General features: G+C 59.4%; 10 protein-coding genes. 9 read left to right on the top strand and 1 reads right to left on the bottom strand.

The window, feature by feature from the left end; genetic code table 11:
* The first annotated feature begins 32 nt into the window (after positions 1–32).
* The 5 genes from VGL38_12930 (at position 33) to sucB (ending at position 6,641) form a co-directional block, all read left to right on the top strand.
* Positions 33–824 (top strand): M48 family metallopeptidase, encoded by a 792-nt coding sequence (locus VGL38_12930; GenBank protein HEY3296324.1) that lies wholly within the window; start codon positions 33–35, stop codon positions 822–824.
* A gap of 128 nt (positions 825–952) precedes the next feature.
* Entirely contained in the window at positions 953–1,849 is an 897-nt protein-coding gene (locus tag VGL38_12935; protein HEY3296325.1) for a DMT family transporter, read from the top strand.
* An 18-nt stretch (positions 1,850–1,867) separates the two neighbouring features.
* Positions 1,868–2,425: a manganese efflux pump gene (locus VGL38_12940; protein HEY3296326.1), complete on the top strand. Its 558-nt coding sequence runs from the start codon at positions 1,868–1,870 to the stop codon at positions 2,423–2,425.
* A 233-nt stretch (positions 2,426–2,658) separates the two neighbouring features.
* Positions 2,659–5,376: a 2-oxoglutarate dehydrogenase E1 component gene (locus tag VGL38_12945; protein HEY3296327.1), complete on the top strand. Its 2,718-nt coding sequence runs from the start codon at positions 2,659–2,661 to the stop codon at positions 5,374–5,376.
* 104 nt (positions 5,377–5,480) lie between these two features.
* A complete protein-coding gene (gene sucB, locus VGL38_12950) occupies positions 5,481–6,641 on the top strand; it encodes a dihydrolipoyllysine-residue succinyltransferase (GenBank protein ID HEY3296328.1) in 1,161 nt (386 codons plus the stop codon).
* A gap of 249 nt (positions 6,642–6,890) precedes the next feature.
* On the opposite strand, the gene VGL38_12955 is transcribed toward sucB, so the two are convergent.
* On the bottom strand, positions 6,891–8,210 hold the full coding sequence (locus VGL38_12955; GenBank protein ID HEY3296329.1) for a peptide MFS transporter: 1,320 nt from the start codon (positions 8,208–8,210) through the stop codon (positions 6,891–6,893).
* A gap of 530 nt (positions 8,211–8,740) precedes the next feature.
* Between VGL38_12955 and VGL38_12960 the strand changes: the two genes are divergently transcribed.
* From VGL38_12960 to VGL38_12975, 4 genes are all read left to right on the top strand, one after another.
* Complete coding sequence (locus VGL38_12960; protein HEY3296330.1) at positions 8,741–9,196, top strand: hypothetical protein; 456 nt, start codon at positions 8,741–8,743, stop codon at positions 9,194–9,196.
* A gap of 28 nt (positions 9,197–9,224) precedes the next feature.
* Positions 9,225–9,686 (top strand): hypothetical protein, encoded by a 462-nt coding sequence (locus VGL38_12965; protein HEY3296331.1) that lies wholly within the window; start codon positions 9,225–9,227, stop codon positions 9,684–9,686.
* A 172-nt stretch (positions 9,687–9,858) separates the two neighbouring features.
* Complete coding sequence (locus VGL38_12970; GenBank protein HEY3296332.1) at positions 9,859–10,638, top strand: hypothetical protein; 780 nt, start codon at positions 9,859–9,861, stop codon at positions 10,636–10,638.
* Positions 10,639–10,640: 2 nt separating this feature from the next.
* Entirely contained in the window at positions 10,641–13,427 is a 2,787-nt protein-coding gene (locus VGL38_12975) for a carboxypeptidase-like regulatory domain-containing protein (GenBank protein ID HEY3296333.1), read from the top strand.
* Positions 13,428–13,588: the final 161 nt, after the last annotated feature.

The following is a 13,588-nucleotide window of genomic DNA, read 5'->3' on the forward strand; positions in this document are numbered from 1 at the left end:
TTTCCATTTATTCAGCCATAGTAAAGACCATCATGAAACGTGCACATGTCTTGACTGTGATTGCCACGCTACTTGTAATCAGCGTGATCGTAGCCGCCTGCTACACCAATCCCCTGACCAAGCGCAAGGAGTTCATGCTCTTCAGTCCCCAGGAAGAGGTCAGCCTTGGCATTGCTACGTTCGATACCCTGAAGCGTCAGACTCCGATTTCGACGGATCCCCAGCAGGTCGAGGCCGTGCGGCGGGTGGGCCAGCGCATCGCTTCGGCGGTCACGCTGCCCGGCGCCCAGTGGGAATTCGTCTGCTTTAAAGATGATAATACGGCTAACGCCTTCTGCCTCCCCGGAGGCAAGATCGGTGTCTACACCGGCATTCTGCCTCTTACGCAGGATGATAACGGCTTGGCCGTGGTGCTGGGCCATGAAGTCTCCCATGCCGTTGCGCGGCACGGCGGAGAGCGCATGAGCCAGCAGCTTGCTCTTCAGCTCGGCGGGGTAGGTTTGGCCGTGGCGCTGCAGCAGCAACCCCAATTAACGCAGCAGCTCGCCATGGCCGCCTACGGAGTCGGCACCACCGTGGGCGTCGCCCTGCCCTTCAGCCGGCAGGAAGAATCCGAGGCCGACCATATGGGCCTGCTGACCATGGCCAAGGCTGGCTATAACCCGCAGAATGCCATTACGTTCTGGCAGCGTTTCAAAGCCTACAGCGATGCTCACGGCGGACAGCCTCCCGCATTTCTTTCCGACCATCCGCTGGACTCGAAACGCATTGCCGATCTGCAAAAGGAACTGCCCGAAGCCCAGAAGCTCTATACCGGGAGATAGTGACGGCTCCATGCGTGGATGCTAATCCTGAATTTTCCCGAAGACTAAGTTAATCAAGCCTCGCTCCAGTTGGTCATAAGACCGCTAGGGCGAGGCTTCGACACATTATCGCTCCTCCGATCCGCCCCATGCTGTCTTCCATCCCTCATTTTGGTGAAATCCTCTCCCTGTCCACTGCCGTGGTCTGGGCCTTTGCGGTCATCCTGTTTAAGAAGAGCGGCGAGACGGTCCATCCCATCGCCCTCAACCTGTTCAAGAATACACTCGGCGTACTGCTGTTCATTCCTACGCTGTGGCTCGCCGGCGAGGATTTCTTCCGTCCCGTTCCCGTGCAGGACTATCTGCTCCTCCTGCTGAGCGGCGCGCTGGGCATCGGCATTGCCGATACCTTCTTCTTCATGAGCCTCAATCTGCTGGGCGCGGGCCTCTCGGCGATTGTAGACTGCCTCTACAGTCCGTTCGTGATTGCCACGGCCATGCTCTGGCTGGGAGAGCGGCTCAAGCTGCTGCAGATTGTCGGCGTGTGCCTGATCGTCTCGGCGGTGCTCGAAGCGACGCTGCGCCGCCACTCGTCACATATTTCCCGGCGGAATTTGTGGCTGGGTATCCTCTTCGGCGCTCTCTCCATGGCCATTATGGCGGTGGGAATCGTCATGGTCAAGCCGCTGCTGGAGCAGTCGCCGGTGCTCTGGGTTACGGAGGTGCGTCTGATCGGCGGCGCGCTGACGCTCTGCATCGTCCTGCTCTTCCATAAGCAGCGCCGCGACATTCTGAAATCTGCGCTCATCTCCCGGGGTTGGGGGTATATGTTCAGCAGCTCTTTCATCGGCGCCTATCTGTCGCTGATGCTCTGGATCGGCGGCATGAAGTACGCCCAGGCCTCCGTGTCCGCCGCGCTGAACCAGACCAGCAATGTCCTTGTCTTCGTGTTTGCCGCGATCTTCCTCCATGAACGCATCACGCGCCAGCGAGCCTTCGGTATCCTGCTTGCCGTAGCCGGCGTGTACTTGGTGACGTTCGGATAATTACACCGATGCCTGACCTTGCAAATTCTTGAAATTCTCATCCTCTCGTTAGCGTTGTCCGCTGATGCCTTCACCGTGGCCACCTCCATCGGCGTCCGGCATCGCAGTGCGCGGCAAATCTTTCGCCTCGCCTTTCACTTCGGCCTCTTTCAGAGCCTGCTGGCGTTAGCGGGCGCGCTTGCGGGCACGCTGTTCGTTTCGCTGATGTCGAACTTCGACCATTGGATCGCCTTCGCCCTGCTGGCGCTGATCGGCCTGCACATGATTTACGCTGCCATCAAGCACACGCCCGAAGAGTACGCCAACGTAGATCTGACGCGGGGCTTCTCTCTGGTTGGGCTGTCTCTTGCCGTCAGCATTGACGCGCTGGCCGCTGGAGTGGGCATTCCCGCCGCCGGAGGCTCCTTCTGGCTGGCTGTAGTGATGATTGGCCTCACTGCCGCCGCCGCGACGCTTCTGGCCATGCTGGTTGCCGGACGCATTGCTGACCGCGTGGGCAAAGGACTGGAAATCGCCGCCGGACTGGTGCTCATCGGCTTAGGCGTCTGGACCCTCTACACCCATATGACACCATGAGGAAGATAGCGTAATTTAAGCAATAATAGCGCGCTATGATTTCACCCAAATCCCTGTTTGTTATCCCGGAATCCCATACCGTTTATGTCAGTATAAAAGGCAGACAATCTGGATGCCCTCTTCATACTCCCCTTTCCCAATTCTATGGGGAAAGGGGCGGAGGATAGAGGTCTTCCCTTTAACCCATTAGCCGGCACGCTCCTGCGTGCTGGATTCCCGATGTGCACTACTCTATGACGAACGATTTCTCTTTTATCGGCAATGCGGAACCTTCGGTCATTGAAGGGTTCTACGAAGACTACCTGAAGGATCCGGCATCCGTCGACGTAAGCTGGCGCTCTTTCTTCGAGGGCTTTGACTTTGCGCGCCGCACCTTCGGCGACGGCATCGCACAGGCGCCGGAGATGTTCGTCAAAGAGTCCCGCGTGCTGAGCCTCATCGGCGCCTACCGCACGCGCGGCCATCTGTTCACGCGGACCAATCCGGTGCGCACCCGCCGCAAGTATGAGGATCCGCTGACGCTGGAGAGCTTCGGCCTCGCCAAGAGTGATCTGGGCACCGTCTTTCAGGCCGGACGTGAAGTGGGCCTTGGCCCCGCGCCGCTGAGCGAAATCGTGGCGCTGCTGGAGCAGACCTACTGCCGCAGTGTCGCCGTGGAATTCCGCTACATGCGGGATCCCAAAGTCGTGAGCTGGCTGCAAACCCGCATGGAGTCCTGCCGCAACACGCCGAACTTCAGCCATGAAGAGCGGCTGCATATTATCGAGAAGCTTACCGAAGCGGAGGTCTTCGAGAAGTTCATGCACACGCGTTTCGTCGGGCAGAAGCGGTTTTCGATTGAAGGCGTGGAATCTGTTGTCCCGGCCATTGACGCGATTGTCGAAAAGGGCGCGGACCTCGGCATCGAAGAGTTTATTATCGGCATGGCGCACCGCGGGCGGTTGAATATTCTGGCCACCATTCTGGACAAAAGCTTCGCCCGAATCTTCGCCGAGTTCGAAGGCAAGGGCTACACGCTGTCCGAATACGCGGGCGATGTCAAATACCATCTCGGGCACAGTTGCGAAAAACTGACCCGCGGCGGCAAACGCGTACGGCTCAGCGTGGCGCCGAATCCGTCCCATCTTGAAGCCGTAGACCCCGTGGCTGAAGGCATCGTGCGCGCCCGTCTCGATCAGGAATATCGCGGCGACGTACGGCGCATAGCGCCCATCCTGATTCACGGCGACGCCTCGCTGGCGGGGCAGGGAATTGTCTATGAAGTGTTGCAGATGTCACAGCTCGACGGCTACGGCACCGGCGGCACCATTCACATTGCCCTGAATAATCAGGTCGGCTTTACCACCAACTATCTGGATGGCCGCTCCAGCACCTACTGCACGGACGTTGCCAAGGTCACACTCTCTCCGGTCTTTCATGTCAACGGCGACGACGTCGAAGCGGTGGTGTATGTCATCAACCTCGCCCTCGAATTCCGCGAGGCCTTCAAGCGCGACGTCTTTGTGGACCTGCTCGGCTACCGCCGCTACGGCCACAATGAAGGCGATGAGCCGCGCTTCACGCAGCCCATCCTCTACAAGACCATCGCCCAGCATCCGCACCCGATTGAAATCTACGCCAACCAACTGGCCGAGTCCGGCGCGCTGGACATCAGCGTTTCGCAGAAGCTCGACGAAGAATTTCGCGTCTATCTGGATCAGCAGTATCAGGCTTCGAAGGACCTGACGCTCGTTCCCGATACGACCTTTCTGGCCAGCACATGGAAGCCGTACCGCACCGCCACGCACGCCGACTTTCAACAATCGCCCGAGACCGGCGTCGAGCTGAAGGATCTGAAGCGGATCGCCGAACGCATGAACACGCTCCCTGAAGGGCCGAAGTTCTTCGCCAAAATTCAGAAGATCTTCGATGAGCGCCAGCGGATGATCACTGAAAACCGTCTTGACTGGGCGTTGGGTGAACTTCTCGCCTACGCTACGCTGGTGGCGGGCGGTGTGCCCGTGCGCATTACCGGGCAGGATACCGAGCGCGGCACCTTTTCCCATCGACATGCCGTGGTGAAGATCGAGGACTCGGAAGAAGAATATATTCCGCTGGAAAACGTCAGCGAGAAGCAGGCCAGTTTCCGCATCTACAACTCGCCGCTCTCCGAATACGGTGTGCTGGGTTTCGAATACGGCTATGCCCTTGCGCTGCCGCGCGGCCTGACCGTCTGGGAAGCGCAATACGGTGACTTCGCCAGTGGCGCGCAGACCATCACCGATGAGATGATCTCCAGCGGCGAAACCAAGTGGCAGCAGATGAACGGCCTCGTGCTCTTTTTGCCGCACGGTTATGAAGGCCAGGGGCCGGATCACTCCTCGGCGCGCATGGAACGCTACCTCTCGCTCTGCGCCGATGACAACATGCAGGTCGTGAACATCACCACGCCCGCCAATATGTTTCACGTGCTCCGCCGCCAGGTCTACCGCCCCTTCCGCAAACCCTTGGTGGTGATGACTCCCAAGAGCCTGCTCCGCCATCCGCAAGCCGTCAGCCCGCTGGAAGATTTCGCCGTGGGCACGCGCTTTCAGGAACTGCTGGACGACGTCACCGCGGATCCCGCCGCTGTCAAGCGCGTGCTGATGTGTTCCGGCAAGATCTACTATGAACTTGTGGACAGGCAGCAGAAGCTGAACCGCAACGATGTCGCCATAGTGCGCATCGAACAGCTTTATCCCCTGCCGGAAGACCAGATCCAGGCCACTGTCAACCGATACAAGTATGCTCGCGAGTATTTTTACGTTCAGGAAGAGCCTGAAAACATGGGTGCCGGGCCGTTCATGCATGACTACCTGAATGTGCCGTCCCTGAAAATCATCGCCCGCCGCCGCTCAAGCACCACGGCCACCGGATTCCCCGCGCAGCATGTTGCAGAGCAGCAGGCCATTCTGGAAAAGGCATTTGCATAGCGCCGGATACGTTTGTCATCCTGCATTTGAAGACAAATGCAGGATGACAACTAAGTGTCTGTTTCTCACGATGAGTTTAGAACATCACCACAACGGACATACACATGATCGTTGAAGTCCACATACCCAGTCCCGGCGAATCCGTCAATGAAGTTACGCTCTCCAGTTGGCTGAAGAAGAGCGGCGACATTGTGCGCAGGGATGAAGAACTGTTCGAAGTGGAATCGGAAAAGGCGACGCTCTCCGTCGCCGCCTCCGACGCAGGCAAGCTGGAAATCCTTGTGCCCGAAGGCGAGACCGTAAAGGTCGGCGCGGTAGCGGCAAAGATTGATACCAGCGTCGCCGCGCCCGCAGGCGGTGCCGAACCGCCCAAGCCGCAATCCGGCAGCGCTCCCACTCCGAAGCAGGCCGAGAGCGGCAGGAAATCTTCTGCACCCACTCCGGTTGCCGCAGCCGCCGCGCCCAAGCCCGCGCCCAAACGCGAGGCCGCCTCGCCACCTGTTGCCACGGGCAATGGCAGCCCGCCGCCACCGGTTGAACATGAGCCGGTGATCGTTGAAGGAGAGCGTGGTATTCGCCGCCAGAAGCTTTCTGCGTTGCGCCTTAAGGTCGCCGAGCGGCTGGTCGCCGCCAAGAACCAGACCGCCATGCTCACCACCTTCAATGAAGTGGACATGAGCGCCATCATGGCCGCGCGCGCCAAGTACAAGGAGCAGTTCCAGAAGGAATACAATGTGTCTTTGGGCTTCATGTCCTTCTTCGTAAAGGCAGTCTGTGAAGCCTTAAAGGATTCCCCGCCGATCAATGCCATGATCGAAGGCGAGGAGATCGTCTATCATGATTACGTGGACATGGGCATCGCCGTCAGTGCGCCGCGCGGTTTGGTGGTTCCCGTCATCCGCAACGCGCAGTCCCTGACCTCGGCCCAAATCGAAGCCGAGATCGCCCGCCTCGCCGACCGCGCCCGCCGCAATCAACTGACCCTCGATGAGATGACCGGCGGCACGTTTACCATTTCCAACGGCGGAGTGTTCGGTTCGCTGCTGTCGACGCCGATTTTGAATCCTCCGCAGAGCGGCATCCTTGGAATGCACAATATCGTCAAGCGCCCGGTCGTCGTGGATGATCAGATCGTGATCCGTCCCATGATGTATCTGGCCTTCTCCTATGACCATCGCATCATTGATGGCCGCGAGTCCGTCACCTTCCTCGTCCGCGTCAAACAATTGTTGGAAGACCCGATGCGGCTGCTGCTGGAAGTGTAAGCGCCAAACACAGCAAAATACAAAACGGCTCAGGAGTACTCCTGAGCCGTTTCCGTTTCTCGCGGGAACGGGGTCTGTCCCCATCCCCCAACAAATACTAGCCAGCACGCTCCCGCGTGCTGGATGCCTTGGTGGTCGCGGCCCTCGGGCTGACGGCCGGAGGCCGCCGCTAGGGTTCATCTCGGAAGGGACCGCGCGTTCTCCACATAAAACTCCTAAGACGCCGAGCAGGCGACCCGGGTGCAGGCGTCACGTCTGCTGCGCCATTTCTCTTTCCATCTGTTCCGCTTCCGAAATCGTGCCGTGCAATTTGCGAAGCACCAGCATCAGCACCGCAAAGGCGGCCAGAGATGCAACCACGAGGATCAGGAAGAACGTGCTATGGTCCATCCTATCCCAGAAGCCGCCAATGAGCCCCGCCAGATAGCTTCCCAGCGCCGTGAAGGCGAACCACGTTCCCATCAGCATGCCCGCCATGCGCGGCGGCGCCAGCCGCGACACCAGCGACAGCCCCATGGGTGACAGCAGAATTTCCGCCACCGTAATCACCCCGTACGTACCCACCAGCCAGCCCACGCCCACCCGGCCATGGTCGCCCCCCGACCATCCCGCCAGTGTCATCACTCCGTAGGCCGCCGCCGTCAGCAGCATGCCCAGCGCAATTTTCGTCGCCGTTGCGGGCTCCTTGCCGATCTTCCGCAACCGGTTCCAGAACCACACTAAAAGCGGCGTGAGCAGCAGAATGAACACCGGATTCACCGACTGGAAGATCTCCGGCGAGATCGTCGTTTCGGTGTTGTCACGCGCCCAGAAGGTCAGCGTGAAGCCGTTCTGCTCAAAGACCATCCAGAACACCACCACCACGGCAAAGATCGTCAGCAGGGCCACGATGCGGTCCTTCTCCTGCCGTTTCGTCAGTTGCACCGCTTTTCCCGTAGGCTGATTGGCCCGCTCTGCGGCGCTGATCTCCCCGCTGGCTACCGTCTTGCGGAAAATCGTAAACACCGCCAGCGCGATAATCATTCCCACACCCGCCGCGCCGAACGCATAATGCCAGCCGAAGTTGTTCCGCAGATAGGAGGCCACCAGCGGCGAGAAAAACGCTCCCAGATTGATGCCCATGTAAAAAATATTGTAGGCGTCATCGCGTTTCTCCGGCATGTCGCGGTACAGGTTGCCCAGAATCGTCGAGACATTCGGCTTGAACATCCCATTGCCCGCGATCAGAAACGCCAACCCTGAAAAGAAGAATGTCAGCGGCGTAAACGCCAGGCACAGATGCCCGATGCCCATCAGCACACCGCCGATCAGAATCGCCTTGCGGAAGCCCAGATAGCGGTCCGCCAGCCAGCCGCCGATCAGCGGCGTGAAGTACACCAGGCCGATGTACGCGCCGTAAATCTGGCCGATGGTGCCCGTGCTGAAATGCAGACTCTCATCCATGTAAAGAGCAAGAATGGACAACATGCAGTAAAAACTGAATCGTTCCCACATTTCCGTGAAGAACAGCACCGCAAGGCCGGGGTGGTGCCGGCGGCGCACTGCAACCGCAGGAGGGGCAATGGTCATTAGAGGCATCCGCAAATGATGAGGTTTTGAAACAGGACAAAATACGTCCTTGAATCTATGAAGTCAAGTGACCAAGGCGATAAACTATACTTCATATACCCCTTATCGGAGCAAGGGCGCAACGATATGCTGTAGCATCTGTGCTCATCGGCCTTCGCTGACCGCGATTCTCCTGGGAGCGTAACTCTTTACCGACGAAAGGAAACCTTCGGTATTTTTTGCACAAAGTGGCCGATTCACAACCTCTCCGGCACCGCAATTTGCAAGGGTCGTCAGAACCCCGATCCTCCCTCCCCCGGCTAAGTGCTTGTTGCTTGGCGGAGTACAAACCATTTTCTCAACTGTCATAACCCGCAGGCCGATAATGTGAGTAGCTGGAGTGGAATTTGGTAAACCGCATTGCGCACTCAATGTGGTTTGCTCGCACCTATTTCTGCGGGATCCGGCATCATCGGTGTGGTATGGCCGGAAACTGCGTAACCCCCAAACAACATTACGGGAGGCAAAGAATGAAATCGTATGCAGCATTCTTGACGAGCATTGTATTGATCTTTGGTTGCGTCGGGCTGGTCACAGCCTCCAACACATCCAATCATCAAGTGACCGTACACGTAGATGCGATTAATGAAGCGGCGGTAACCGGTGGTGATATTACTCTCACCATTAATGCCGCCACTGCAGGTTCGCAGCCGAATAACGCGACGGACGCCACGTGTCATCTGAACTGGACCACCAACGAAGCGGGTAAGAAGATCACCGTCGAGACCGATCAGGCCGCCCCGGTGTACACGCTCAAGGTGACCGCCACGGCGATCAGCGGCGGCACCGCTGCCGCCCAGGTGACCGTCAGCAATGTCGCGCAGGACTTCGTCACCGCCGTGGCCACCACGATTGGAACCTGTACTCTGAGCTATGTGGCCTCGGCCACCGCCGCGCAGGGAACGGGTGAGGATGTCCACGTGGTCACCTATACCCTGACCAACTAAACTTGAGGACGGAAGCGGATACCCAGCGATGAAGATCGCCTTCCATAGCGTTTCCGTGCTGACCGCTATTCTGCTCTTGACCGCCGTGGTTCGAGGAGCCGACCTTGCCGTGTTAAACGGTGACGTCGAGCTAACGGTCTCTTCGGCCACGGCGGGACAGCAACCCATTGCGGCAACCAGCGAAACCTGTCAGCTCCAGTGGACGACACTGGTGGCCGACGCCACGAAGAAAATTACCGCGCAATCCAGCCTGGCCACTCCCAGCTTTGTGCTGACTGTGAACGCGGTAAGTATTTCCGCCGGGGATGGAACGGCGGCTGGACCTGTCACACTGAGCACTTCGGCCGGGGATTTGATTGTCAACATCCCGGCCGGAGTGCTGGTGTCGGACCCCGGAACCTGTACTCTGCGCTATACGGCCTCTGCCACTGCTGCGAACGGCACCGGATCGGACAGCCATACAATTACTTTTACAATCGTCGATCAGTAGGAGCACGGTGTACATGCGACGGCTACAAACTGCATTAAGTGTGGGAAACCAGACGTCCCCATTCGTCCTCCCTCTGACAAGGGGGTTCTGCTCTCGTCTCCTTCCCCTGCTTCAGGGGGGGAAGGCCGGGGTGGGGGTGGGGGAAGGCGGACGGGGGTGGCTTTTTAGCTTTTTGGCTTTTTGGCTTTTAAGCTTTTGCCTTCCCGCTTCCGCCGGCGTCGTCATCGGCTCGCTGACTCTGGAGCGGGAAGCGCGGGCGGGTGAGACCTATCAGGGTTCGGTGGTGATGACCAACAATGAGGACACTCCGCAGGATGTTATCATCTACCAAACCGATTACCTGTTTGCCAGCGACGGCAGCAACCAGTACGGCAAACCCGGAACACACACGCGCTCCAATGCCAATTGGATTACCTTCAGTCCCCGGCAACTTCAGGTTCCGCCGCACCAGAGTTCACAGGTCAGTTATGTGGTGCATGTTCCTGTGGATAGCGCGCTGACCGGCACCTACTGGAGCATGATCATGGTGGAGGAAGTGCCGCCGCCGCTGCCCGACAGCATGCTGCAACTGGCGCGCAACGTCGCCGCCGTGCGGCAGGTCATGCGCTATGGAGTGCAGTGCGTCACCCACATCGGCGAGAGCGGCGCGACCAAAGTCACCGTAACCGGCGCACGGCTGGAAGAACTGGAAAACCACAAGCGCGAACTGCAGGTCGATGTCGAAAACACCGGCGAGCGCTGGATCGTCCCCGCCGCGTGGATGGAACTGTATGATACCGAAGGCCGCTATGTAGGCCGCTTCGAAACATCGAAGAAACGAATCTTCCCCGGGACGTCGGTCCGCTTCCACATCGAGTTGGACGGAACCTTTTCCGGGAGATATAAGGCGCTGGTGGTGCTGGACAACGGCGACCAGAGCGTCTTTGGCGCGAAATACAATTTGGAATTCTAAGTGTGTTGATGCGACGGCCTTATCTGATTGCGTATCTTCTGCTGCTGATCTCCGCCGCGGTGTGCCAGGCACAACCGCCTGCGGTGTCCGCAGCAGATTCCGCGCGTCTGGAGATCGTCGCTCCCAAGCTCCTCACCCGGGCTTTTGTCGTATCCAATCCTTCGGAAAACCGCCGCAAACTGATCGAACAGCTTGAACTGCCCGAAGGCTGGCGCACCGTGGCGCAGGACAACTCCTTCACTCTGCTGCCCGGCGCACAGGATGTGCGCCTCGTTGCGATCTCGGTTCCCCTTAGCGCGCTGCCCGGTCCCTACAAGGTCACCTACATGGCGCAGGACAGCGCCGATGCAACTCAAAGCGCGCAGGCCCAAACCGAAGTGCTCGTGCTGCCGGTCTTTAAACTGGAAATTGCCACACGTGAGACGCCGCGCCGCGTGATTGCCGGTCAAGACTACACCGTACAATTTGCGGTTACCAGCCGCTGCAATTCGCCCACTCCGGTCTCTGCCGTACTGACCGGCAGCGGCGGCTCAACCTTCGTGCTCAGTGACAGCGTCTGGCTGGCAAACCCCGGCGAATGCAAGTTGCTCACGGCCGTCGTGCGAACCGATCCCCGCTGCACCGCCGCGTTCACACAGCGTCTGACCCTTAAGCTGAGAATCTCCGATCATGAAGCCCGGCAGCGGGAATCCACCGCGCATTCGTTCGTGGACGTGATTCCCCGTGGCACGCCTGCGGGAGATTTCTACCATCGAGTGCCGTCTCTGATTGCCGCCCGGTTTGTCAGCGAAGCGGGACGCAGTGGATTTCAGGTGGAGTATTCGGGCAATGGCTCGCTCGATTCCCGCGGCGCCACACGCATCGGCTATCTGCTTCGCGGGCCGCGCGACCTTACGCAGCACACCTACGGCCTGCAGGATGAGTATTATGTCTCGGTGGAAAACCGTATCGGCGAGGCGCGGGCCGGAGATCTGTCGTTCAATCTGTCGCCGTTGATGGAGCAGAACCGCATGGGCCGCGGCGCCCGCGCGCGTGTCAGCAATGGCCCGTTCACCGCCGGCGGCTATGCCTTCCGCATGCGGCCCAAGTATGCGGATCTGCAGGAATCCGCCGGATTCATCGGTTTTTGTCCCAGCCCGCGCCTGAGCATCTATGCAAATTACCTGCAAAAATCCTCCCGCGCACTCAATGGGCAACTGCTGGGGCTGTCCTCGAGCATTTCGCCTGTTCGCGGCATGAATCTCGATCTGGATTTCAGCGCCGACGCCGCCGCATCGAAAAGTGTGAGCCCGCAGAACAGCGCCCTCTTCGCGCGCTTCAATGGCGGCCTTGGCGGTCTGCGCTTGTCCTTCGAGCGAGTCTATGCCGGACGCGATTTCTCCGGATACTATCACGATGAAAACCACTCGGCTCTGTCCGTGTCTTTCCCGGTGGCTCCCGGAATGCAGTACCATGCGTCCTACCGCTCTGTCGCGCAGAACCTGAGCCGGGATACCCTCCGCGCGACCGCGCTGCGCGAGGCCGATGTTCAGTCGGGCATCAGCGCCACCTTGCCCCTCCGCATCGCCGCGAGCCTTGACGTCGAGAAGCTCACGCGCACCGATGAATTGCAGCGCACCGATCTGGATTATGACGAACGCGCCGCCACGATGCGGCTGCGCCAATCTTTCGGAGTGGTGTCGCTGACCGGCTCCGCCAAGCGCGGCCTGTGGAACAACCACCGGCTCAGCCTCTCGGGTGACGTCGAGCGCTACGGTCTTGGCGTCACTTTCGCGCCGGATAAGCGCCAGACTTACAGCGCAGGCTTCCAGACGGGAAATTCCAGCGTGGGCAGTGGCGGGCATCGCAGCCGCTCGCTCAATCTTGCCTCCACGCTATGCCTTGCGAACCGGCTGACCTTCAGCGCCAACTTCCAGACCACAGGCTTCGACGATCCGGCGGCATTCCAGAATGACCAGTTCTCGGCGGAACTGCGCTGCGAAACCTTCCGGCGGCAGGCAATTACACTGCGCGCCCGCAAGGTCAACTATGGGCCAACCGGCATCCGCGACGGCTTCTCCTGCATGGCGGGCTATGAGATTCCCATCGGCGTCCCGGTAAGCAGGCAGAACGATGTCGGCTGTCTCAGAGGCAAGGTTTTCGATTCGGAAGATCCCAAACAGAAGGGCGTGGCCAATATCGTGCTGATCCTCGACGGCCTCACCGCCATCAGCGACAGCCGGGGATACTATGCGTTCCCCTCCGTCAAGCCCGGCGTACATTACCTTCAGGTGGATCATGCCAGCATGGGCTTGCACCGCATTACCACCCAGCCCGTACCGGTGGAACTCAAGGTGCGCGGCGGGAAGACGGAAATGCTGAACATCGGTATCGAACGCGCCGGGTCCGTCAATGGCCGGATGACGCTGCTTTCCAAGGGAGGAAACAGTGCCCGCGGCTACCTCCTCGAAGCCGATAGCGCCGCTTCCTCCAAGGCCGAGCCCACCCTGCAGGTCGCAACGGGTCTGGCCAATGTCGAGGTCCTGCTCTACCGTGACGGCGAATCTTTCCGCGCCGCCAGTGACCGCGACGGCAATTTCGCCTTTACCGGCCTGCGCCCCGGCCGCTGGCTGCTGAAAGTCACCCCGGAAAGCCTGCCGGCCTTCCACCAGCCCGAACGCAGCAACTACGAGGTCTTCGTCCAACCCGGCAACCCCGAAGACCTGACCGTCCGCGTCATTCCCCGTACCCGCTCTCTGATCATCGTGGACCAAGGCACCGTTCCCATCACCACCTCTTCCCGCAAATAGCCTCAAGGTTCACCCAACCCGAATCGGCGCTTTGTGATCGCCGAGCCGGGTTGAGCCGGATCGCGTGTCCACATCGACCATGTACACAACCCGGCCGAAACCCCGTGTCACTGCCTATTGTACATAAATTCAAATGACTGCGCACTTCTCCCTCGTGACTT

The sequence above is a fragment of the bacterium genome (assembly GCA_036504735.1).
In the GTDB taxonomy this organism is placed as follows: domain Bacteria; phylum Electryoneota; class RPQS01; order RPQS01; family RPQS01; genus DASXUQ01.

Coding starts and splice junctions, on each gene's coding strand:
- sucB (HEY3296328.1), top strand. CDS start 5,481: ATGATCGTTGAAGTCCACATACCCAGTCCCGGCGAATCCGTCAATGAA.
- VGL38_12955 (HEY3296329.1), bottom strand. CDS start 8,210: ATGACCATTGCCCCTCCTGCGGTTGCAGTGCGCCGCCGGCACCACCCC.
- VGL38_12945 (HEY3296327.1), top strand. CDS start 2,659: ATGACGAACGATTTCTCTTTTATCGGCAATGCGGAACCTTCGGTCATT.
- VGL38_12935 (HEY3296325.1), top strand. CDS start 953: ATGCTGTCTTCCATCCCTCATTTTGGTGAAATCCTCTCCCTGTCCACT.
- VGL38_12965 (HEY3296331.1), top strand. CDS start 9,225: ATGAAGATCGCCTTCCATAGCGTTTCCGTGCTGACCGCTATTCTGCTC.
- VGL38_12930 (HEY3296324.1), top strand. CDS start 33: ATGAAACGTGCACATGTCTTGACTGTGATTGCCACGCTACTTGTAATC.